Annotated in this window: 18 protein-coding genes and 1 other annotated feature (1 of these 19 running past the window's edge); of the genes, 4 read left to right on the forward strand and 14 right to left on the reverse strand. The window is 63.3% G+C overall.

The genetic code is table 11. The features are described 5' to 3' along the window. Window positions 1-52: 52 nt before the first annotated feature. From H8696_RS01310 to H8696_RS01355, 10 genes are read right to left on the reverse strand one after another with little or no spacing between them, the layout of a single operon-like run. Window positions 53-1234 (reverse strand): LL-diaminopimelate aminotransferase, encoded by a 1182-nt coding sequence (locus tag H8696_RS01310; protein WP_249314458.1) that lies wholly within the window; start codon window positions 1232-1234, stop codon window positions 53-55. Continuing rightward, entirely contained in the window at window positions 1231-1968 is a 738-nt protein-coding gene (nadE, locus tag H8696_RS01315; RefSeq protein ID WP_249314460.1) for an NAD(+) synthase, read from the reverse strand. Before nadE ends, H8696_RS01310 begins: the two co-directional genes overlap by 4 nt. 14 nt (window positions 1969-1982) lie before the next feature. Then, the gene (gene carB / locus H8696_RS01320) at window positions 1983-6095 is read right to left on the reverse strand and encodes a carbamoyl-phosphate synthase large subunit (protein WP_249314462.1); all 4113 of its coding nucleotides are present in this window, start codon (window positions 6093-6095) and stop codon (window positions 1983-1985) included. A 1-nt stretch (window position 6096) separates the two neighbouring features. Beyond that, window positions 6097-7167 (reverse strand): carbamoyl phosphate synthase small subunit, encoded by a 1071-nt coding sequence (locus H8696_RS01325; RefSeq protein ID WP_249314463.1) that lies wholly within the window; start codon window positions 7165-7167, stop codon window positions 6097-6099. Window positions 7168-7171: 4 nt separating this feature from the next. Then, window positions 7172-8659 (reverse strand): amidophosphoribosyltransferase, encoded by a 1488-nt coding sequence (purF, locus tag H8696_RS01330; protein WP_249314464.1) that lies wholly within the window; start codon window positions 8657-8659, stop codon window positions 7172-7174. 16 nt (window positions 8660-8675) lie between these two features. Beyond that, a complete protein-coding gene (locus H8696_RS01335) occupies window positions 8676-9245 on the reverse strand; it encodes an ANTAR domain-containing response regulator (RefSeq protein ID WP_249314465.1) in 570 nt (189 codons plus the stop codon). A 34-nt stretch (window positions 9246-9279) separates the two neighbouring features. Beyond that, entirely contained in the window at window positions 9280-10557 is a 1278-nt protein-coding gene (locus tag H8696_RS01340) for a glutamine synthetase family protein (protein ID WP_249314466.1), read from the reverse strand. 32 nt (window positions 10558-10589) lie between these two features. Continuing rightward, a complete protein-coding gene (locus H8696_RS01345; RefSeq protein ID WP_249314467.1) occupies window positions 10590-11303 on the reverse strand; it encodes a GltB/FmdC/FwdC-like GXGXG domain-containing protein in 714 nt (237 codons plus the stop codon). Between the two features lie 27 nt (window positions 11304-11330). Then, window positions 11331-12833, reverse strand: a complete 1503-nt coding sequence (locus tag H8696_RS01350) for a glutamate synthase-related protein (protein ID WP_283244838.1) — start codon at window positions 12831-12833, stop codon at window positions 11331-11333. Then, window positions 12826-13923, reverse strand: a complete 1098-nt coding sequence (locus H8696_RS01355; protein WP_249314468.1) for a class II glutamine amidotransferase — start codon at window positions 13921-13923, stop codon at window positions 12826-12828. The genes H8696_RS01350 and H8696_RS01355 overlap by 8 nt, the downstream gene beginning before the upstream one ends. A 362-nt stretch (window positions 13924-14285) precedes the next feature. Here H8696_RS01355 and asnA point away from each other — a divergent pair, with 362 nt between their 5' ends. From asnA to H8696_RS01375, 4 genes are all read left to right on the forward strand, one after another. Next, window positions 14286-15293 carry an aspartate--ammonia ligase gene (gene asnA, locus H8696_RS01360; RefSeq protein ID WP_249314469.1) on the forward strand — a complete coding sequence of 336 codons (1008 nt, stop codon included), beginning with the start codon at window positions 14286-14288 and terminating at the stop codon, window positions 15291-15293. Between the two features lie 21 nt (window positions 15294-15314). Further along, entirely contained in the window at window positions 15315-17405 is a 2091-nt protein-coding gene (locus H8696_RS01365) for a glutamine synthetase III family protein (protein WP_249314470.1), read from the forward strand. Between the two features lie 82 nt (window positions 17406-17487). Next, window positions 17488-19224, forward strand: coding sequence for an ammonium transporter (locus H8696_RS01370; RefSeq protein ID WP_249314471.1), 1737 nt, complete (start codon window positions 17488-17490; stop codon window positions 19222-19224). 138 nt (window positions 19225-19362) lie between these two features. Continuing rightward, a complete protein-coding gene (locus H8696_RS01375; RefSeq protein WP_249314472.1) occupies window positions 19363-19944 on the forward strand; it encodes an NUDIX hydrolase in 582 nt (193 codons plus the stop codon). A gap of 36 nt (window positions 19945-19980) precedes the next feature. Here the strand turns inward: H8696_RS01375 and H8696_RS01380 are convergent, their stop codons facing one another. The 4 genes from H8696_RS01380 to H8696_RS01395 all read right to left on the reverse strand — a co-directional run bounded on the left by H8696_RS01380 (window position 19981) and on the right by H8696_RS01395 (window position 21851). Then, window positions 19981-20220 (reverse strand): hypothetical protein, encoded by a 240-nt coding sequence (locus H8696_RS01380; RefSeq protein ID WP_249314473.1) that lies wholly within the window; start codon window positions 20218-20220, stop codon window positions 19981-19983. Window positions 20221-20362: 142 nt separating this feature from the next. Next, window positions 20363-20953 carry a recombinase family protein gene (locus H8696_RS01385; RefSeq protein WP_249314474.1) on the reverse strand — a complete coding sequence of 197 codons (591 nt, stop codon included), beginning with the start codon at window positions 20951-20953 and terminating at the stop codon, window positions 20363-20365. Between the two features lie 134 nt (window positions 20954-21087). Beyond that, window positions 21088-21375, reverse strand: coding sequence for a putative quinol monooxygenase (locus H8696_RS01390; RefSeq protein ID WP_249314475.1), 288 nt, complete (start codon window positions 21373-21375; stop codon window positions 21088-21090). A 122-nt stretch (window positions 21376-21497) separates the two neighbouring features. After that, complete coding sequence (locus H8696_RS01395; RefSeq protein WP_249314476.1) at window positions 21498-21851, reverse strand: DUF5655 domain-containing protein; 354 nt, start codon at window positions 21849-21851, stop codon at window positions 21498-21500. A 155-nt stretch (window positions 21852-22006) separates the two neighbouring features. Further along, window positions 22007-22126, forward strand: a binding site (T-box leader) (it continues 115 nt past the right edge of the window).

The raw sequence follows: 22126 nt of genomic DNA on the forward strand, positions 1-22126 counted from the left end.
GATTGAAGGCACAAAAAAAGGCAGGATGACCTGCCTTTTTTCTTTGTTCGTTTTACAGGGCGCGGAGAAAGTCCTGGAGGCGCCGGGCGGCCCGCCTCGTGTTCTCCGGGGAGGCGAAGGCCGTGAGCCGGAAGAAGCCCTCGCCGTTTTGGCCGAAACCCTCGCCGGGGGTGCCCACCACCTGGGCCTTCGAGAGCAACCGGTCAAAGAAGGTCCAGGAATCCATGCCGCCGGGGCACTTGAGCCAGATGTAAGGGGAATTCTCTCCGCCGGTGAACCACACGCCCGCAGCTGTGAGGGCGTCCGCGATCACCCGGGCATTCTCCCGATAGACGGCGATGTTCGCCATGGCCTCGGCGAAGCCCGCTTCGCTGTAGACGGCTTCCGCCGCCCGCTGCACGATGTAGGGCGTGCCGTTGAATTTGGTGCTCTGACGGCGAAGCCACAGGGCGCCGAGGGACTCGCCGTCCCGCACCAGAGCTTCGGGCACGACGGTGTAGCCGCAGCGGGTGCCGGTGAAGCCCGCGGTCTTTGAAAAGGAACCAAATTCGATGGCGCAGGTCTCGGTTCCGGGAATTTCATAGATGCTGCGGGGAAGATCCCCGGTGACGAAGGCCTCATAGGCCGCGTCGAAGAGGATGACGGCCCCTTCCCGGTTGGCGTAGTCCACCCAGGCGGCAAGCCCCGCCCGGTCGTACACGGCGCCGGTGGGGTTGCCCGGGGAGCACAGATAGATGATGTCACCATGGACCGCCGGATCGGGCAGGGGCAGGAATCCGTTCTGCTCGGTGGCCTGAAGGAAGCCGATCTTCCGGCCGGCCATGACGTTGGTGTCCACGTACACGGGGTAGACCGGATCGGGGATGAGGACGGAAATATCGGCGCCGAAGATGTCGAGGATGTTCCCTAGATCGCTCTTGGCGCCGTCGCTGACGAAGATCTCATTGAGGCCCAGCGCTACATTCCGCTTCCCATAATGGCCGCGGATGGCCTCCCGCAAAAAGGCATAGCCGGCATAGGGGCCGTAGCCCCGGAAGGTATCGGCTTCCCCCATCTCGTCCACCGCCCGGTGGAGGGCGGCGGTCACGGCCGGGGTGAGCGGGCGGGTCACGTCGCCGATCCCGAGGCGGATCACGTCGGCCCCCGGATGCTCCGCCGTGTATTTGGCTACGCGGCTTTCCACCTCGGCAAACAGATAGCTGTCCTTCAGTTCAAGGTAGTTGCGGTTGATCATTTGGCGATCCTCCCATAGGCGATGGGCGGGACCCGCTTGTGCCGGCTTCTCGCGTAGGCGCCCTCAATCTTGGCGATGGTCTCCGGCGCGCCCTGGCGCTCGAGAAGGTAGCGGTCGATTTCCCCGTAGGAGATGCCCATCTCCGCCTCGTCCGTCTGGCCCTCGAACAGGCCCGCCGAGGGCGCCTTCCGGATGATGGATTCGGGCGCTCCAAGATAGGTCAGAAATTCGTAGATCTCCGTCACCGTAAGGTCGGCGATGGGATTGAAATCATGGGCGCCGTCCCCCCACTTGGTGTAGTAGCCCATGGCCGCCTCGCTCCGGTTGCCCGTGCCGGCCACAAGGGCGTTCCGGCTTTGGGCGATGGCGTAGAGGGTGGTCATGCGAAGCCTGGGATTGATATTGGCCGCCGCCATGGGAGCCAGTTCACCGGCTGGAGTAAGGGCTTTCAGAAAATCTTCTTTTACCGCGGTCAGGTCCACCGTAAGGGTGGGGATGTCGAACTTTTTCGCCACGGCGATGCCGTCCTCCATGTCCTCGCCGTAGTTGCGGCTGGACTGGCAGGGCATGATGACCCCAAGAACGTTCCGGGTGGCCCTGCGGCAAAGGATGCCCACCAGAGCACTGTCCTTGCCGCCGCTGTTGCCGTAGACCACGCCCTCGGCCTTTGCGCCCTTCAGCACGTCCTGAATGAACAGCACGCGGCGCTCCGTTTCCTCACGATAATCGCGCATTTTTTCTTCCTCCTTTAAATCTCGATGGTGCCCTCGTAGACCTTGACGCAGTTGCCGGTCATGTACACGGTGCCATCGTCCATGTATTCGATGACGAGGTCGCCGCCCTTCAGGCGGACGGTGATCTTGCTGCCCCGCTTGCAGTAGCCGGCGAGCACCGCCGCCACCGCCGCCGCAGAAGCGCCGGTGCCGCAGGCCCAGGTCTCGCCGCTGCCCCGCTCCCACACCCGCATCTTGAGGGTGTTCTCGTCCATGACGGTGACAAATTCGGTGTTCACCCGCTCGGGGAAGAGGGGGTCGTTCTCGAATTTTGGACCCAGCTTCTCGATATCAAGGGCGTTCAGGTGGTCCATGAACACCACCGCGTGGGGGTTGCCCATGGATACGCAGGTGATATCATATTCGCCGCCGGCCACCGAAACCCTTCGCTTAATCACGTTCTCGCCGTCAAGGGCCACGGGGATCTTCGCCGGAGCAAGCTCCGCTCTGCCCATGTTCACCCGGGCGGAGACCACCTGCCCGCCCCGAACGTAGAGCCGGAGCTTCTTGATGCCGGCCAGGGTCTCGATGGTGATCTCCTCGGATTTGACAAGGCCGTTGTCGTACAGGTACTTGCCCACGCAGCGGATGGCGTTGCCGCACATCTCGCCCTCGCTGCCGTCCAGGTTGAACATGCGCATCCTGGCGTCCGCCGCCATGGAGGGGCAGATGAGCACCACGCCGTCGCCGCCGATCCCGAAATGCCGGCCGGACAGGGACACGGACAGGGATTCGGGCCCGAAGACCTCCTGGTCCATGCAGTCGAAATAGATGTAGTCATTGCCGCAGCCCTGCATCTTGGTGAAGGCAAGCTTCGTCTTTTGCCGGCGCATGTGGTTGAGGTCCACCAGCTCGGTGCTGTAGGGGGTGTAGCGGCTCATCAGGCAGTTGGCAAGGGCGTCCGCCGTGTCGATGGAGGTGAGGCAGGGAATGGCCCGCTCCACCGCCTTGCGCCGGATCTTCACCGAATCCCGGCTGGGCAGCCGGCCCCGGGAGGAGGTGGAGATGATGTAGCTCACCTTGCCGCTTTCAATGAGGGTCATGGTGTTCCTCTCCGCCTCGTGGATCTTCTCCACCACCTCGGCGCGGATGCCCGCCTCGCCCAGGGCCTTTGCCGTGCCCCGGGTGGCGTAGAGCTGAAAGCCCAGGGACACATATTTTCTCGCCACGTCCACGATCTCGTTCTTGTCCCGGTCCCGCACGGTGATGAGGATGGCGCCGGATTTTTCCATGTTGTACCCGGCGGCCAGCAGCCCCTTGTACAGGGCCTCGTCCAGCGTCTTGCCGATGCCGAGGACCTCGCCGGTGGATTTCATCTCCGGGCCGAGGTGGGTGTCCACATCGATCAGCTTCTCAAAGGAGAAGATGGGCACCTTCACCGCCACGTAGGGCACCGACGGGTACAGTCCCGTGCCGTAGCCCATGTCCCGAAGCTTTTCCCCCAGCATGCACCGGGTGGCCAGATCCACCATGGGCACGCCGGTCACCTTGCTGATGTAGGGGATGGTTCTGGAGGAGCGGGGATTCACTTCGATCACGTAGATCTCCCCGCCGTGGATCACGTACTGGATGTTGATGAGGCCCCGGGTGCGGAGCCCGAGGGCCAGCTTCCTCGAGGAATCCACGATGCGCTCGGTGATCTCGCCGTTGAGGTTCCAGGCGGGGTACACCGCGATGGAATCGCCGGAATGGACGCCCGCCCGCTCGATGTGCTCCATGATCCCGGGGATGAGGATGTCCGTGCCGTCGCAGATGGCGTCCACCTCGATCTCGGTGCCCATGAGGTATTTGTCGATGAGCACCGGGTTTTCGATGCCGTGCATCAGGATGATGTCCATGTACTCCTCGATGTCCTCGTCCGAGTAGGCCACGATCATGTTCTGGCCGCCGAGGACGTAGGAGGGGCGCATGAGCACCGGATAGCCAAGTTCGTTCGCCGCCCGAAGGGCCTCCGCAAGGTTCATCACCGCGGCGCCCTCCGGCCGCTCCATGCGGAGCTGTTCCAGCAGCCCGTCGAACCGTTCCCGGTCCTCGGCGGCGTCGATGCTGTCCGGCGGGGTGCCAAGGATGTTTACGCCCTGCTCGTCCAAAAAGCGGGTCAGCTTGATGGCCGTCTGACCGCCGAAGGCCACCACCACGCCGTAGGGCTTTTCCGTCTCGATCACGCCCCACACGTCCTCGGGGGTGAGGGGTTCGAAGTACAGCCGGTCGGCGGTGTCAAAATCGGTGGACACCGTCTCCGGGTTGTTGTTGACGATGACGACCTCATAGCCCGCCTTCTTCAAGGTCCAGACGCAGTGCACCGAGGCGTAGTCGAACTCGATGCCCTGGCCGATGCGGATGGGCCCGGACCCAAAGACGATGATCCGTTTTTTGGAGGCATGATGGGCTTCAAGGTATTCGGCCGCCTCGTTCACCTCGCCGCAGGTGCCGTAGAAGTAGGGGGTCTCGGCGGCGAACTCCGCCGCGCAGGTGTCCACCATCTTGTAGACGGGGGGCCGGCGGAAGGGCCGCCCCGGCGCGGCGAGGGCATGGCCGGTCAGCCGCTCGATCACGCTGTCCGGGAAGCCCAGCTTCTTGGCGGCGAGATAGACGCCCCCGTCAAGGGCGGGCCCGGGGGCGGGGGCTTCGGAGCCGGGGACCGGGGCTTCAGCCGCCTCCCTCAGCGCGGCCAAGCGTTTTTCCATGGCCGCGAGATTTTCCAGCTTTGCCAGGAACCATGGGTCAATTTTCGTGATCCGATGGATCTCCGAACGGGGCACGCCCCTTTTGACGGCCTCGTACACCACGAACAGCCGCTCATCGGTGGCCTCGTGGAGGCGCGTTTCAATCTCGAGATCGGACAGCCCGTGAAGGGCGGGCAGGCTCAGGGAATCGAGGGAGATCTCCGCGCCCCGCACCGCCTTCATCAGCGCCTCCTCGAAGGAGGGCGCGATGGCCATGACCTCGCCGGTGGCCTTCATCTGGGTGCCCAGCTCCCGTCTGGCGTAGACGAATTTGTCGAAGGGCCATTTGGGGAGCTTCACCACCACGTAGTCCAGGGCCGGCTCGAAGCAGGCGCAGGTCCTGCCGGTGACGGCGTTTGGGATCTCGTCCAGGGTGTAGCCGAGAGCGATGCGGGTGGCCACCTTGGCGATGGGATAGCCGGTGGCCTTGGAGGCGAGGGCCGAGGAGCGGGAAACCCTGGGATTCACCTCGATCACCGCGTATTCAAAGCTGTCCGGGCGGAGGGCGAACTGGCAGTTGCAGCCGCCCTCGATGCCCATGGCGGTGATGATCTGAAGGGCCGCCGTGCGCAGCATCTGGTATTCCTTGTCCGAGAGGGTGACCGCCGGGGCGATGACGATGGAATCGCCGGTGTGCACGCCCACCGGATCGAAGTTCTCCATGGAACACACGGTGATCACGTTGCCCCGGCTATCCCGCATGACCTCGAACTCGATCTCCTTCCAGCCGGAGATGCATTTCTCGATGAGGACCTGGGTGATGGGGGACTGGCGCAGGCCGTTCATGGCCGTTTCTTCAAGGGAAGCCGGACTGCCGGCGATGCCGCCGCCGGAACCGCCCAGGGTGAAGGCGGGCCGCACGATCACGGGATAGCCGATCTCCTCCGCATAAAGGAGAGCGTCCTCCACCGTCTCCACCACCTTCGAGGGAATGACCGGCTGGCCGATCTCCGTCATGGTGTCCTTGAAGCGCTGCCGGTCCTCCGCCCGGTCGATGGTCTCCGGGTCCGCGCCGAGGAGGGTCACGCCGTGCTTTTCAAGGAAGCCCTCCCTGGCCAGCTGCATGGAAAGGGTGAGCGCCGTCTGCCCGCCCAGGGTGGACAGAAGGGAATCCGGCTTCTCAAGCTCGATGATGCGCTTTACCGTCTCGAGGGTCAGCGGCTCGATATAGATCTTGTCCGCCATGGCGCCGTCGGTCATGATGGTGGCGGGGTTGGAGTTGATGAGCACCACCTCGAGACCCTCGTCCCGAAGCACGCTGAGGGCCTGGGTCCCGGCATAGTCGAACTCCGCCGCCTGGCCGATCACGATGGGACCGGAGCCGATGAGGAGCACCTTTTGAATCCTGGGGTTTCTCGGCATGTCATTTCCCTCCCATCAGGTCGATAAACCGGTCGAACAGAAACGATGTATCCATGGGGCCCGCCGACGCTTCCGGATGGAACTGCACCGAGAAGGCGGGCATGTCCTCGTAGTCGATGCCCTCGCAGGTGCCGTCGTTGGCATTTACATAACTCATATATGCGTTCTCGGGAATGCTGTCCGGGACCACGGCATAGCCATGGTTCTGGCTGGTGATGTAGACCCGACCTGTTGACGTATTCTTGGCGGGCTGATTGGCGCCGCGGTGGCCGTACTTCAGCTTTTCCGTTTTCGCGCCCTGGGAGAGGGCGAGCAGCTGGTGGCCCATGCAGATGCCGAAGATGGGGACCTTGGAACGGGTGAGCCGCTTCAGCTCCCGGATGATCCCCGGATTGTCCGCCGGATCGCCGGGGCCGTTGGTGAGCATGACGCCGTCCGGGTGCTGGGCCAGGATCTCGATGGCGGAGGTGTGGGCGGGCACGGTGATGACCCGGCAGCCGCGCCTGATGAGCTCCCGGCGGATGTTGGCCTTGGCGCCGAAATCCCACAGCACCACGGTGAGAATCGGGCGCTCCGGCGCTTCGGTGAAGGGCTGCTTTGCCGTGACCGATTCGATGGCCCGCTCCACCCGGTAGGCGGCGATGGCCCTGCGGTGGGCGCGGAAGTCGCCCTCGCCCATGATGCGCCCGTTCATCACGCCCGCCTCCCGGATGGCCCGGGTGATCTCGCGGGTGTCCACGCCGGTCAGAACCGGCACGCCCATCTCCTTCAGGCAGCCGCTGAGAGCTCCCTCGCTGCGGAAGTTGGAGGGGACGGCGCACAGATCCCGCACCACGTAGCCGGACAGCCTGGGCCGTTCGCTTTCAAAATCCTCCGGGATCACCCCGTAGTTGCCGATGAGGGGGAAGGTCTGCACCACGATCTGGCCGTAGTAGCTGGGATCGGTGAGGGTCTCCAGATAACCGGTCATGCCGGTGGTGAACACCACCTCGCCGGTCACGTCGTCCAGCGCGCCCTGGCGGACGCCTTCAAAAACCTGGCCGTTTTCCAGGACCAGATAGCCTTTTGTCATGCCGTCACCTCGTTTCAAGCTGAGTTTTGGTGTGGCGCCCCACAAACAGGGGATATTCGCCGGTGAAACAGCCCATGCAAAGGGGCAGGCTCCCGTGGACGCAGGCCGTCTTGAGCCCGGCGGGGGAGATGTAGCCCAGGGAATCGGCGCCGATGTGACGGGCCACCTCCTCGATGGTCATGTTGTTGGCGATGAGCGCCTTCTCGTCGTCGATATCGGTGCCGAAGTGGCAGGCGTGGCGGAAGGGCGGCGAGGAGATGCGCATATGGACCTCCTTCGCGCCGGCGGCCCGGATGCTGGCGATGATTTTGCGGGAGGTGGTGCCCCGCACGATGGAATCGTCCACCAGCACCACCCGCTTGCCTGCGACGTTGAAGGACAGCGGGTTGAGCTTGAGCCGAACCGCCGCCTCACGCTGGGCCTGGGAGGGGAAGATGAAGCTTCGGCCGATGTAGCGGTTCTTCACGAAGCCGGATACCAGAGGCAGGCCGCTCTCCGCGGCGTAGCCCGCCGCCGCCTCCAGGCCGCTGTCCGGCACGCCGCACACCACCTCGGCGTTTGCCGGATGCTCGGCGGCCAGCATCCGGCCCATCTCGTAGCGGGCCTGGTAGACGCTTTGACCGTCCAGCACAGAGTCGGTCCGGGCGAAATAGACGTATTCAAACACGCAGAAGCCCTGCCGGGCCGCGGGAAGCACCTGCCGGCTCGTCACGCCCTCCGGGGTGATGACCACCATCTCGCCGGGCCGGATATCCCGAACGAAGGTGAACCCGGCGCTGTCGAGGGCGCAGCTCTCGGAGGCCACGGCGTATCCCTCGGCGCTCCTGCCCAGGCAAAGGGGCCGAAAGCCGGTGCCGTCCCTGAGGGCGATCACTTTGTCCGGCGTGAGCACCACCAGAGAGAAGGCGCCCACGAGCTGCTTTGCCGCCCGCACCACCGCCGCTTCCACAGCGGAGTCGGGGGCGGCCGGGGCGGAGAGGGCAGAGGGGGCCGGGTCGGCCGGGGCGGTCCCCGGGTCCGGGGAGGGCGCAGCGGCCCGGAGCGCCTCATAGGCGATGAGGGTGGCAATGACCTCGGTATCGCCGGTGCCCACGAACACGCATCCGTGCTCCGTGAGCTTCCGCTTCAGCTCCAGAGCGTTGACGATGTTGCCGTTGTGGGCGGTGGCGATGCGGCCGCGGAGATATTCGATGACCATGGGCTGGGTGTTCTCGCAGATGTTCTGGCCGGTGGTGGAATAGCGCACATGGCCGATGGCCAGCCCGGCCCGGCCCAGCGATTCCAGGGCGCGCCCGTCAAAGACCTCCGAGACCAGGCCCACCTCCTTGCGGCAGAAGACGGCGCCCTCCCGGGCCACGGCGATGCCGGCGCCCTCCTGCCCCCGGTGCTGCAGGGCCAGCAGGGCGTTGTAGGTGAGGCCCGCGGCCTCGCCGCTTCTCAGGGCCGCGCCAAAGACCCCGCATTCCTCCCGGAGCTTGCTGAATGGTTTCAATGAAGGTTACCTCCTGTCAGCTTTCGTAGGTCCTGAGGATCCGCTCGGCGATCTCCCGCCGGGGGAGCCGAAGATCCATGGCCTGCTTCTCGATGTAGTGATGGGCTTCCGATTCGGTGAATCCCAGCACCTGAATGAGCACGCATTTGGCCCGGTCCACCAGCCGAATCTCCTCGATCTTCACCTGCAGCTTTTCGTTCTCCGTACGCAGGCCCATCACCCGCTTGTGGGCCGCCTGGGTCAGCCGCAGCGCCTGATAGAACAGGGCGCGGCTGATGGGCTTGGCGATCACGAACACGCCGAAATCCTCCACCCGGGCGGCCACCTCGTCGGCCAGCTCGCCTCTCACCACCAGGATCACCCCGGCGGCGGTGGCTTCCGCCGCCCGGAGAGCCAGGTCGTGACCGAATTCGTCGGGGAGGGGGGCGTTCACGATCACCTGGTCGAAGCTGTCCTCGGCCAGTATGCGCCGGGCCTCGGCGCCGCTGCCCGCCCCGCGGAGCCGGTAGTCGCCGTGGGCGGCCATGAGCTCGGCAAAGAACCGGTGTCCCTTTTCCGTGCCGGACACCACCAAAACCCGGTCCATGCTCCCCCTCCTTTCCATAAATATACGGGTCCGGTCAGATCTCCTCGAAGTAGAGCGCCCGCTCCGCCGCCTCGGGATCGGCGGCGAGAATGTGCTCCGCCTCCCGCCGCTTTGCCGCGAGGTATTCGGCCAGCACGTCCGGGGGAATCGCAGACTTAACGAAAGCGCTTTCCTCGGCGATGGTGAGAGCTTCGCCCAGAGTCTTTGGAAGATATTCCTCGCCGCTTGCCGGCGCGGGAAGAGGCAGGCCCGCCTCGATGCCGTCAAGGCCCGCCCGCAGAATGAGGGCGAAGCCGAGGTAGGGATTCATGGCGGGGTCCGGGCTTCTTAGCTCCATCCTCGCGTATTCACCCTCCGCCGCCGGGATGCGGATGAGTTCGTCCCGCATCCCATGAGCCCAGGCCACGTGGCTGGGCGCCTCCAAAATCCCCAGCCTTCGGTAGGAGTTGGTCAGGGGATTGAGGAAGGCAGCCGTCTCCCGGGCACGGGCAAGAACGCCGGCGATGAAGCTCTCCGCGTCCTTCGAATGCTCGAAGGGGCCGTTCCGGAAGATATTGAGGCCGTTCTTGGCCAGCGACAGGTTCACATGCAGGCCGGAACCGCTGACATCGGGAAGGGGCTTGGGCATGAAGGAGGCGTAAAGGCCGTTTCGGGCGGCGATGTTCTTCACCACCGTTCTCAGGGTGATGAGGTTGTCGGCGGCGGTGAGAGCGCCGCTGTAGCGAAAATCGATCTCGTTTTGGCCGGGGCCCTGCTCGTGATGGGAGGCCTCCGGCGCGATGCCCATTTCCTCCAGGGTGAGGCAGATCTCCCGCCGCACGTTCTCGCCCCGGTCCTTCGGCGCCACATCGGCGTAACCGCCCCGGTCGTGGGGGATCAGCGTGGGATCGCCATCCTCGTCCAGGCGGAACAGGTAGAACTCGCATTCCGGGCCGATCCGGCAGGTGAGACCCATCCGCTGGGCGCGCTCCACCTCCCGGGACAGGAGCGCACGGGTGTCGCCGGTGAAGGGGCCGCCCTTCGGAGTTATCACGTTACAAAAAAACCGGATCACCCGCCCCTGGGACGGCCGCCAGGGCAGCACGGACAGGGTGCCGGGATCCGGTTTCAGCATGAGGTCCGACGTGTCGCTCCGAAAACCCCGGATGGCCGCGGCGTCGAAGCTGACGCCGCCCTCCAGGGCCCGCTCCAGCTCCGAGGGCATGATGGAGATGTTCTTTTGGGTGCCGAAGATGTCGCAGAAGGCGAGACGGATGAACTTCACGTCGTTCTCCCGGACAAAGGCGATGACTTCCGAAGCGGTGGTTTTCATAAAAATCCTCCTTGGATGGAACGGTTGGGGGGTCAGTTCAGGGTGTAGAGCTGACGGTAGGGATTCGCGGTGCTGGGGGTGAGGACGAAGTATTCGCCGGAAAGCGCGGAAGGGCTCACGGCGAAGGCCTTTTCATAGGCGGCGAGGTGGGGCTGGATTTTTGCCATGTCCTCCGCCGTGGCCAGGTGAACGTTCACCTGGGCGGGGAGCTTTGGCAGGGTTTTGGTGCGAAGGCAGATCGCCCCGCCGTGCATGCCGCTGGCGCAGAAATCGCCCACCGGCGGCTCCGAAGAGCCAAGGCCCAGCACGAGGATGAGGCCGCCGGCCTGGTATTCGCCAAGGAAGCTCCCGGCCCGGCCGCCCACCACCAGCACCGGGACCTTGTCCCGATAAGCCTTCATATGGATGCCCGCCCGGTAGCCCACGTCGCCTTCGATCAGGATGCGGCCGCCCCGCATGGCGTAGCCGGCGGCGTCGCCGCAGCGGCCGTGGACGATGATCTCGCCGTCGTTCATGGTGTCACCCAGCCCGTCCTGGGCGTTGCCGAACACCTCGATGGCGCCCCCGTCAAGGTAGCTGCCCAGGGCGTTGCCCGGCGTGCCCCGAAGGGTGAGATTTTTCCCGGAAAGCCCGCTTGCGATGTAGCGCTGGCCCAGGAGATGGACGACCTCGATATCCCGGTCCGGACTTGTTCTTATTTTATCATTCAATGCCTGAAAGTGCATCCCATTCCCGTCGATTTTCATGGCGGACACCTCCCGTTTTTTTGTGAATCATTCCCCGGCGTGCTTGATCCCGAGGATGGCCAGCTCCCGGCTGGTCATGCCGATGCCCCGGAGCATCAGCCGGTTGCCCCGAAGAGCCTCGATAGCGTTGATACCCATGCCGCCCATCATCTCCTCGATTTCGTGGGTCCAGGCGGTGACGAGGTTCACCAGGCGCTGCTGGCCCAGCGCCGGATCGAGGCGCCGCGCCAGTTCCGGGCGCTGGGTGGCGATGCCCCAGTTGCATCTGCCCTGCTGGCAGGAGCGGCACAGGTGGCACCCGAGGGCGAGGAGGGCCGCCGTTGCGATATACACCCCGTCGGCCCCGAGGGCAATGGCTTTGACCACATCGGCGGCGGAGCGGATGGACCCGCCGGCGATGATGGACACCTCGTCCCGGATGCCCTCGTCCCGGAGCCGCTGGTCCACCGCCGCGAGGGCCAGTTCGATGGGGATGCCCACGTTGTCCCGAATGCGGGTGGGCGCCGCGCCGGTGCCGCCCCGAAAGCCGTCGAGGGCGATGATGTCCGCGCCGCTTCTCGCGACGCCCGAGGCGATGGCGGCCACGTTGTGCACCGCCGCGATCTTCACGATCACCGGCTTCTCGTAGGCGGTGGCCTCCTTCAAGGAATAGACCAGCTGGCGGAGATCCTCGATGGAGTAGATATCGTGGTGGGGAGCCGGGGAGATGGCGTCCGAGCCTTCGGGGATCATGCGGGTGCGGGACACGTCGCCCACGATCTTCCCGCCGGGCAGGTGCCCGCCGATGCCCGGCTTGGCGCCCTGGCCGATCTTGATCTCGATGGCCGCGCCCGCCCGAAGATACCCGGGATGGACGCCGAACCGGCCGGAGGCCACCTGCACGATGGTGTTCTTCCCATATTTATAGAAGTCCTCGTGCAGCCCGCCCTCGCCGGTGTTGTAGTAGGTCCCGAGACGCTCCGCCGCCTGGGCCAGCGCGGCGTGGGCGTTGTAGGAGATGGAGCCGTAGGACATGGCGGAAAAGAGGATGGGCACGGAGAGCCGGAGCTGGGGCGGGAGGCTGGGCACCAGCCTGCCCGACCGGTCCCGCCGCAGGGTTTGGGGCTTTTTGCCCAGGCTCACCCGGGTCTCCATGGGCTCCCGGAGGGGATCGATGGAGGGGTTGGTCACCTGGGAGGCGTTGATCAGGATGCGGTCAAAGTAGCTGGGGTACTCCTTGGGACTGCCCATGGAGGAGAGCAGCACGCCGCCGGATTCGGCCTGGCGGTAGATCTCCGAGATAGTTTGGCCCTTCCAGCTTCCGCTCTCCCGGAAGGTGTGGTCCGTCTTCACGATCTTGAGGGCGCCGGCGGGGCAAAGGCACACGCAGCGGTGGCAGCACACGCATTTCGTGGAATCGGAGAGCATCACGCCCCCCGCCTCGTCCATGCGGTGGACCCCGTTCGCGCACTGCCGCTCACAGATCCGGCAGCGGGTGCAGCGGTCCTTGTCCCGGACCACCTCGTATTCGGGCTGCAGCATGTTAAGCATGATCTTTTTCCCCCTTCAGCCGCAGGATGACGGGCTCGCCGCCCGCCGGGGCATGGATGTTTTCCGCGTCCGGGCAGACGGCCCGGATGGCCGCCTCCTCGCTGGCCATGTACACCCGCTCGTTCTTCTCCGCCACCACCATGGAGCGGAGCTTCAGCCGGTCATTGAGCGCCATCATCCCGCCGTCAAAGCCCGCCAGGATGGAGAAGGGGCCGGTGATGTTAAGCCCGGAGAAGGCGGTGCGAAGATAGGTCAGGCGGGCCCGCTCCGCCGCGTCCCGGTCCTCGATGGCGGACCAGAAGGGCGCCGCGATGATCTCCGCGATCTCCGTAAGGGTCATCCCCAGCCTTCGGTGAAGGTAGTCGAAGATGCAGGTGATCACCTCGGTGTCCGTCTTGAGCGTGCAACGGTAGCCGTACATCTCGATGGTCCGCCGGTTGGCGTCGTAGGAGGAGATCTCGCCGTTATGGACGACGGAGTATTCCAAAAGGGCGAAGGGGTGGGAACCGCCCCACCAGCCCGGCGTGTTGGTGGGATAGCGGCCGTGGGCGGTCCAGCCGTAGCCCCGGTATTCCTCCAGCCGGTAGAATTCGGCCACGTCCTCGGGATAGCCCACCGCCTTGAAAACGCCCATGTTCCTGCCGCTGGAGAACACGTAGGCGCCGGAAATTTCGCTGTTCACCCGCATCACCGAGCGCATGGTGAATTCCCCTTCATCGAGCTGGCTCTCGGCGAGCTTCACGGCGAGGGGCCGGCAGAAGTAGCGCCAGATCAGCGGTTCGCCGGTGATGGACTTCACCTTGCGGGTGGGGATCTTGGACAGGTTCACGATGTCAAAGTGCCGTTCCAGGAACCTCTCGCAGGTCTCCCTGGCCGCGGGGGTGTCATAGAAGATGTGCAGGGCGTATTCGTCCGGATACTCGGGATAGATGCCGTACCCGGCGAATCCGCCGCCAAGGCCGTTGGACCGCTCGTGCATTACCGCGATGGACTCGGCGATCGTCCCGCCGGACAGCCTTTCCCCGTCCCGGGCGAAGATCCCCGAGATGGCGCAGCCCGACGGATTGCGAAACTCCCCTTCACGCAGCATACCGATTCCTCCCATCAAAAAAGGCGCCCATTCCCCGGCCCTTCTTTCCTCAAAAAAGGGGGGCCCGGGAATGAACGCCTTTGTTCATCACGGCTCCAAGTCTACTGCAAAAAGAAGGTGCTGTCAACCAAAAAAGAAGGAAAATTAGGATGATCCTGCAAAAAACTTTATTTTATGAAGATTTGGGCGAAAAAGCCCGTCCAATTTGACGATGCACAAATTTGTTTCCTGCAAAAAAATTTTCAAAAATCATTTGACAAGGGAAAAATCCGGCGCTATACTGGCCCCATCAACAGCAATGGCGCTGTGGGAAATGACCCACGGCGCCTTTTCTCATTTTAAGCTGGAAAGGATGAGCGAACATGACCCAAACCTGGATACCGGAAGGCTACAGGTCCAAACTGGACCTGTACGACACGCAGACCGCCATCGGCTTTTTGAAGCGCACCTTTGAGGATGCCCTCGCAGCGGCCCTCAATCTGAAGCGCGTCTCGGCGCCCCTTTTTGTGGACCCGGCGACCGGGCTCAACGACGACCTGAACGGGGTGGAGCGGCCGGTATCCTTCGATATCCCGGCCGCCGGCAGGGAGGCCCAGGTGGTGCACTCCCTGGCCAAGTGGAAGCGGATGGCCCTTTACCAGTACGGCTTTCAGCCGGGCGAGGGACTTTATACCGACATGAACGCCATCCGCAGGGACGAGGAGCTGGATAACCTCCACTCCGTCTACGTGGACCAGTGGGACTGGGAGAAGGTGATCACCCCCGAGACCCGCACCCGGGCCTATTTGAAGGAAACGGTGCAGGCCATCGTGGACGCCGTGTGCCACACGGCCGTCCAACTGGAGAAGCGCTATCCCGGGCTCACCGGCACCCTCTCCCGCAAGGTCAGCTTCGTGACCACCCAGGAGCTGGAGGACCGGTACCCGGACAAAACCCCGAAGGAGCGGGAGGACGCCTACCTCAAAGAACGGGGGACCGCCTTCATCATGGAGATCGGCGGCCGGCTGAAGTCGGGCGGGCGGCACGACGGCCGGGCGCCGGACTACGACGATTGGAAGCTGAACGGCGACATCGTCTTTTGGAGCGAGGTGCTGGGCCGGGCCTTCGAGGTGTCCTCCATGGGCATCCGGGTGGACCCGAAGTCCCTTGACGAACAGCTGACGGAGGCCGGCTGCGACGAGCGGCGGAAACTGCCCTTCCACCGCATGCTCCTTGAGGGCAGGCTGCCCCTCACCATGGGCGGCGGCATCGGCCAGTCCCGATTGTCCATGCTGCTGCTCGGCAAGGCCCACATCGGCGAGGTGCAGGCATCCATCTGGGACGACGAGACCCGAACGGCCTGCGAAAAGGCGGGCATCCATCTCTTATAGAATTGAAGGAGGCAACAGCGAATGAGCAATGTGACGGAGATCTTTGGAAGCTTGGTATTCAACGACGGGGTGATGCGCCAGCGCCTCCCGAAGGACACCTACAGGGCCCTCAAACGCACCATCGACGAGGGCCGGAGCCTGGACCGCTCGGTGGCGAACGTGGTGGCCAGCGCCATGAAGGACTGGGCCGTCGAGAAGGGCGCCACCCATTTCACCCACTGGTTCCAGCCCATGACCGGCATCACCGCGGAGAAGCATGACAGCTTCATCTCGCCCACGGCGGAGGGCGGCGTCATCATGGAGTTCTCCGGCAAGGAGCTCATCAAGGGCGAGCCGGACGCCAGCTCCTTCCCCTCCGGCGGGCTGCGGGCCACCTTTGAGGCCAGGGGCTACACCGCCTGGGACCCCACCTCCTACGCCTTCATCAAGGACGGCACCCTGTGCATTCCCACGGCCTTCTGCTCCTACAGCGGCGAGGCCCTGGACAAGAAAACGCCCCTCATGCGCTCCATGGAGGTGCTGAACAGGGAGGCCGTGCGGGTGCTCCGCCTTTTCGGCAACGGGGACGTGAAGCGGGTGGTCACCACCATGGGCCCGGAACAGGAGTACTTCCTGGTGGATAAGGCGCTTTGGAAAAGGCGGAAGGATCTCATCTACTGCGGGCGCACCCTCTTCGGCGCGAAGCCGCCCAAGGGCCAGGAGCTGGAGGACCACTACTTCGGCGCCATCCGGCCCCGGGTTTCCGCCTACATGAAGGAGCTGGACGAGGAGCTTTGGAAGCTGGGGATTCTGGCCAAGACCAAGCACAACGAGGTGGCCCCCGCCCAGCACGAGCTGGCGCCCATCTTCACCACCACCAACGTGGCCGCCGACCACAATCAGCTGACCATGGAGATCATGAAGAAGGTGGCGGACCGCCACGGCCTGGTGTGCCTGCTCCACGAGAAGCCCTTCGCCGGGGTGAACGGTTCGGGCAAGCACAACAACTGGTCCCTTCTGACCGACACCGGCACGAATCTGCTGGAACCCGGCGATTCCCCGGCGGAGAACGCCCAGTTCCTGCTCTTTTTGGTGGCGGTGATCAAGGCGGTGGATGAGTACCAGGATCTATTGCGGCTGTCGGTCGCCAGCGCCGGCAACGACCACCGGCTGGGAGCCAACGAGGCGCCGCCGGCCATTGTGTCCATGTTCCTCGGCGACGAGCTCACGGCGGTCCTCAAGGCCATCGAGACGGGCGCGCCCTACAACGGCAGCGGCGCCGCCGAGATGAAGGTGGGCGTGCACGTGCTGCCCCGCTTCCCGAAGGATACCACCGACCGGAACCGCACCTCGCCCTTCGCCTTCACCGGCAACCGGTTCGAGTTCCGCATGCCCGGGTCCACCCAGTCCATCTCCGGGCCCAATATCGTGCTCAACACCATCGTTGCTGAAGAGCTCTCTCTGTTCGCGGATGAACTGGAGGGCGCGGAGGATTTCGAGACGGCGCTCAACGAGCTCATCCGCCGCACCCTCCGGGAGCATAACCGCATCGTCTTCAACGGCGACAATTATTCGGACGCGTGGGTGGAGGAGGCGAAGCGCCGGGGCCTGCTCAATCTGAGGTCCGCCGCCGAGGCCCTGCCTTACTTCGTCAGCGACAAGAACATCGCTCTTTTCACGAAGCACAAGGTGTTCAGCGAAAAGGAGCTCCGCGCCCGGTGCGACATCATGCTGGAGAATTACAGCAAGGTCGTCCATATCGAGGGGCTCACCATGCTGGAGATGGCCCGGCGGGACATTCTGCCCGGCGTGCTGGAGTACGTGAAGGCGCTGGCGGACACCGCCGCGGCGAAGAAGGCCGTCCTTCCCGGGGACGCTGCCGGGGTGGAGAGCGCCCTCATGGAGCGGCTGTCCGCCCTCGCCGCCTGCCTTGCGCGCAGGGCCGACGCGCTGGAGAGCGCGCTCATGGCCGGAAAGGGCGCCGAGGATGCCGCCGGGGAGGCGCGGTACACCCGCAATCACGTGTTCACCGCCATGCAGGAGCTAAGAGCGGTGGCCGATGAGATGGAGACCCTGACCGCGGCGAAGTATTGGCCCTATCCCACTTACGGGGAGCTGTTGTTCTCCGTGTAACCGGGCGTACAAAGGCGTGCGCTTTCGGCCCCGAAAGGGACCGGAGGTGCACGCTTTTTTTTATTGAAAGGAGAGGTTAACTATGTATACATCGGCTGACACCATTTGGGTGCTGCTGGGAGCGGCGCTGGTATTCTTCATGCAGGCTGGTTTCGCAATGGTGGAGGCGGGCTTTACCCGGGCAAAGAACGCGGGAAACATCGTGATGAAAAACCTGATGGACTTTGCCTTAGGCACGCCTATCTTCTGGATTGTGGGTTTTGGGCTCATGTTTGGTGCGGGCGGCTCCATCTTTGGCTGGTTTGACCCTCTGGTTCAGGCGGATTATGCTTTTCTAGATCTGCCCGTACCCTTGCCTGTTTTTCTCATCTTCCAGACGGTGTTCTGCGCAACGGCGGCCACCATTGTTTCCGGCGCCATGGCGGAGCGCACCAAGTTCTCTGCCTATTGCGTCTATTCGATCGTTATCAGCGCTGTCATTTATCCCATTTCCGGGCATTGGATCTGGGGCGGTGGATGGCTGGCGGAACTGGGATTCCATGACTTTGCCGGGTCTACAGCGGTGCACATGGTGGGCGGTGTAGCGGCGCTGGTGGGTGCAAAAATCTTAGGACCCAGGATCGGTAAGTACGACAAGAAGGGCCGCCCCAAAGCTATCCTCGGCCACAGCTTGACCCTGGGAGCCCTGGGTGTATTTATCCTTTGGTTCTGCTGGTTTGGCTTCAACGGCACCTCCACACTGTCCGCAACCGGGGAGGATACACTTGTTACCATGGGCACTATTTTTGTGAACACCAACCTGGCGGCGGCGGTGGCCGCGGTAACCACGATGTGTGTCACTTGGATTCGCTACAAAAAACCGGACGTATCCATGACTTTGAATGGTGCGTTGGCGGGACTTGTGGCGATCACAGCCAGCTGCGACCTGGTCTCCCCGGCGGGCGCCGCCATCATCGGCATCGTCGCCGGCGCAGTCATCGTTTTTGGCGTGGAGTTTGTGGATAAGGTGCTAAAAATTGACGATCCTGTGGGCGCCATCGGTGTGCATGGCATTTGCGGCGCTCTGGGCACGCTGCTGACAGGGGTGCTGGCCACAGATGGCGGGCTTGTCTACGGAGGCGGATTTCGCTTTCTTGGGGTGCAGGCTCTCGGCGTCCTCGCGGTTATCATCTGGGTGGCGGCGGCCATGACGGTGGTCTTTCAGATCATCAAGCACACCATTGGCCTTCGGGTTTCCAAGGAGGAGGAGATCATGGGTCTAGATATGACGGAACACGGTCTTGCTACGAGCTATGCAGACTTTATGCCCATGACCGGCGTAGCGGTTGGAAGGGCTCGGTATGGTGACGGCCTGCCTATCCCGGGGGAGACGGTGCCGGTGGTGCATAAGGGAACGCTGCCAATGCAAGGGAACGAAATTGGGGCAACTGATGGAACGGGGATGTTTGACGGAGAAAGCCGGCCCCGGCTGACCAAGCTTGTGTTGGTGTTCAACCAGGCCAAGTTTGAGGCGCTGAAAAGCGCTATGAACAATATTGGCGTCACGGGCATGACCGTATCCCAGGTTTTGGGATGCGGTACCCAGAAAGGCCGCACCGAATACTATCGGGGCGTTGCCGTGGATATGAGCCTTTTGCCCAAGGTAAAGGTGGAAATTGTGGTGTCCAAGGTACCGGTTCAAGAAGTCATTGACACCGCCAAAAGGGTACTCTACACCGGGCATATCGGCGATGGTAAGATTTTTGTGTACGATCTTCAAAACGTGGTCAAGATTCGAACCGGCAGCGAAGGCTACGATGCTCTGCAAGATGAGGATTGATGAAGAGTTCAGAAGGGTTGTAGAAGGGTTCTTCATTTGAGGGGCGGCCCTTTTGTGCGGGCGGGGGAGCGGCGGCGGAAAAAGACGGGATTGGCCAAAGGGGAGCGGGGTGGTAGAATGGGGCGGGAGGGGAGAAGCATGGTGGAGATGTTGGAAGTCTATGATGAAGCGGGGCAGTCTCTGGGCGTGGTCAGCCGCGGCCGGGCCCATCGGGAGGGACTCTGGCACCGGGTGGTTCACGGCTGGCTGGTGGAGGACGGCCCGGAGGGAAGGCGGGTGTACTTCCAAAGGCGGGCGCTGACCAAAAAGGATTTTCCCGGGCTCTACGACATTGCTGCCGCCGGGCACATCGATCCCGGCGAGGACCGGGATGAAGCCATGATTCGGGAGACCGGGGAGGAGCTGGGCCTTATCCTGGCCCCGGAGGCGCTGGCGTATCTGGGTCAGGTGCGGGAAAGCTTTCCGCCGGCGGGCGGCTTCCGGGACCGGGAGATCTGCGAGGTGTACCGCATTTCCGCCGGCGCCCCGGCCTTTCGGCTGGGCGAGGAGGTGGACGATATGGTTTATGTTAACCTAATCGACTTTGAGCGGTGGCTGGTCCAGGGGGGCGCGCTTCCTGCCCGGGATCTGGAGGGCCGGCCCCGCACACTGAGCCGGGCCAATCTGCTGCCCCACAGCGAGGCCTATCAGCGCCTGCTTGTTCAAGCGCTGAAAGCATAAAAAAAGCGGCCCTTTGGGGCCGCTTTCAGGTCAGGTTCAATCCTTGGAAAGAAAGGAAACAAGATAGTCCCGCGCCTCCTCCGGGGCGGGAAAGGACAGTTCCCGGCCGCTCACGTAGCGGGCCGCCTCCTGCCATTCGCTGAGGCTGTATTCCGCTGGATCAATGGACAGCACCGCCTGGCAGAGACTTTTACCATATTCCGTTGTGTGCAGATCGGATAGATACATACAGCCCGCCGCAAGAGCCAGCCGCTCCAACAATCCTGCTTTACTCATAGCACAACGCTCCGTCCGATAATGTAGACTTTTTAGGACATCTTTCCCTAGGGCATATCTTGTTGGCGGATAACGGGGCATCCACCAAATCTTGGACAAGTTTCATTATACCTTTCGCGGCTATAAAAGTCTACATTATCTATCATATTTTTCTGCTCCATCGGATGAAGGTGTCGTGGGAGACGCCGAGGGTGCGGGCCGCGGAACGGGAGGAGATCCGGCCCGCTTCCCAGTCGGCTTTGAGGGCGGGAAAGGCCAGGGGCACGGCCTTCGGGGGCCTTCCAAAGCGCACGCCCTTCAGCCTTGCGGCGGCGATGCCCTCGGCCTGCCGGCGGCGGATGTTGCTGCGCTCCGTCTCGGCCACATAGCTTAAAATTTGAAGGACCAGATCGGCCACGAAGGTGCCGGTGAGGTCCTTTCCCTTTTGCCTTGTATCCAAAAGGGGCATGTCCAGCACCACAACATCGGCGCATCTCTCCTTGGTGATCACGCGCCACTGCTTGAGAATCTCCTCGTAGTTGCGGCCCAGCCGGTCAATGGAGGAGATCACAAGAAGATCCCCCGGTTTCAGCCGCCGCACCAAGCGCCGATAGGCGGGCCGATCGAAGTTCTTGCCGGACAGTTTATCCATATATAGATGTTCCTGCGGCACGCCAAAGGCCGTCAGGGAAATCACCTGCCGGTCCTCGTTCTGCTCCCGGGTGGACACCCGCACGTAGCCGTATGTTTCCATGGCCCGCCTCCTCATCCCAATCTATATTGCATTAAATAATATAATGAGGAATTTCCGCCCAAAAATCAATCGGCGGCGGACGGGCTAAGACAAAGAAAAAACGCGGAAACCCGCGCTTATTCGCTCTTAGGGCCTTATTCAGCCTTCTGGTAGAAATGAACCTCCCCTGGGCCCTCCCGGAATTCGGCAAGTTTCGGCACGATGGTGGTGAAGTGAGGGGAGGCGTTGTGGGCGTCGATGGCGGCCTGGTCCTTCCAGAACTCGATCATGGTGAGGGTGGAAGGATCGTTCAGGTCCTCGTAGAGATCATAGGTGAGACAGCCGGGCTCGGCCTGGCTTTTTTCGATGAGCTCCCGGGCGGCGGCGATGTAGGCGGCCTTGCACCCGGGCTTCACCACGGATTTGGCGACAATGATGATCAATGGAATCCCTCCTTGCGTTGTTGGCCGTTGGCCTTTCCTCCATTATACGGCGGGAGGGATGGGGCCCGCAAGGTTTAATTCGTGGGCGGGGAGTGGAGCGGGCGCGGAGGCGGGCAAATCCATCAGCGGGAGCGCGGACTCCGGCGGGCGGCCCGGAAGCGGGCGAAATCATAGGCCTCCTTCAGCCAGCCGGCCAGCTCCCCGTCCGCACCCTCCGGCCCCTCCAGGGTCACGTGATGGGTGAAGCGGCCGGGATAGGGCTGAACGGAGGGAGCCCGGGGACTGTCAAGGGGCGCGGGCAGCCCGAAGCTCACAAAGAGCCCTTTGCCCGACGGCGCCGGAGAGAGCCAGGCGAACTGCACCCCCGCGGCAAAAGCGAGCTGGGTCTTCGTCTCACGCTCCGTTACGCCGGGCAGCGCCAGAAGGGGCCGCACCGCCGCCATGATCTCCCGCTGCCTTTTGGTAAAGCCGGCCATTCCATCCTCCGTTCCGGGCCGAGAGGCCCCATTTGAATTTGGCTCCAGCATAGCATCTTTGGCGGGGCCTTTCAAGCGGAGAAAGAAAATAAAATTCCGGTTGACAGATGGGGGCGGTTCGTGTAAGATCATCTTAATTTCAGATTGCACGAGCCAAAAATGCGAGGATAGAGACCCATCAGGCGCACATGTCCGTAGAGAGCCGGCGGCGGGTGAAAGCCGGTGACATGGCCGAAATGGAATCGCTCTTGAGCAGCCGCGCTGAACCAAGTAGG

The organism is Gehongia tenuis, assembly GCF_014384795.1.
Lineage (GTDB): Bacteria > Bacillota > Clostridia > Christensenellales > NSJ-53 > Gehongia > Gehongia tenuis.

Excerpts from the sequence above, each read along its gene's own strand:
- H8696_RS01310 (WP_249314458.1), bottom strand. The coding sequence starts at position 1,234 with ATGATCAACCGCAACTACCTTGAACTGAAGGACAGCTATCTGTTTGCC.
- nadE (WP_249314460.1), bottom strand. The coding sequence starts at position 1,968 with ATGCGCGATTATCGTGAGGAAACGGAGCGCCGCGTGCTGTTCATTCAG.
- carB (WP_249314462.1), bottom strand. The coding sequence starts at position 6,095 with ATGCCGAGAAACCCCAGGATTCAAAAGGTGCTCCTCATCGGCTCCGGT.
- H8696_RS01325 (WP_249314463.1), bottom strand. The coding sequence starts at position 7,167 with ATGACAAAAGGCTATCTGGTCCTGGAAAACGGCCAGGTTTTTGAAGGC.
- H8696_RS01335 (WP_249314465.1), bottom strand. The coding sequence starts at position 9,245 with ATGGACCGGGTTTTGGTGGTGTCCGGCACGGAAAAGGGACACCGGTTC.
- H8696_RS01340 (WP_249314466.1), bottom strand. The coding sequence starts at position 10,557 with ATGAAAACCACCGCTTCGGAAGTCATCGCCTTTGTCCGGGAGAACGAC.
- H8696_RS01345 (WP_249314467.1), bottom strand. The coding sequence starts at position 11,303 with ATGAAAATCGACGGGAATGGGATGCACTTTCAGGCATTGAATGATAAA.
- H8696_RS01350 (WP_283244838.1), bottom strand. The coding sequence starts at position 12,833 with ATGCTTAACATGCTGCAGCCCGAATACGAGGTGGTCCGGGACAAGGAC.
- H8696_RS01355 (WP_249314468.1), bottom strand. The coding sequence starts at position 13,923 with ATGCTGCGTGAAGGGGAGTTTCGCAATCCGTCGGGCTGCGCCATCTCG.
- asnA (WP_249314469.1), top strand. The coding sequence starts at position 14,286 with ATGACCCAAACCTGGATACCGGAAGGCTACAGGTCCAAACTGGACCTG.
- H8696_RS01365 (WP_249314470.1), top strand. The coding sequence starts at position 15,315 with ATGAGCAATGTGACGGAGATCTTTGGAAGCTTGGTATTCAACGACGGG.
- H8696_RS01370 (WP_249314471.1), top strand. The coding sequence starts at position 17,488 with ATGTATACATCGGCTGACACCATTTGGGTGCTGCTGGGAGCGGCGCTG.
- H8696_RS01375 (WP_249314472.1), top strand. The coding sequence starts at position 19,363 with ATGGTGGAGATGTTGGAAGTCTATGATGAAGCGGGGCAGTCTCTGGGC.
- H8696_RS01380 (WP_249314473.1), bottom strand. The coding sequence starts at position 20,220 with ATGAGTAAAGCAGGATTGTTGGAGCGGCTGGCTCTTGCGGCGGGCTGT.
- H8696_RS01385 (WP_249314474.1), bottom strand. The coding sequence starts at position 20,953 with ATGGAAACATACGGCTACGTGCGGGTGTCCACCCGGGAGCAGAACGAG.
- H8696_RS01395 (WP_249314476.1), bottom strand. The coding sequence starts at position 21,851 with ATGGCCGGCTTTACCAAAAGGCAGCGGGAGATCATGGCGGCGGTGCGG.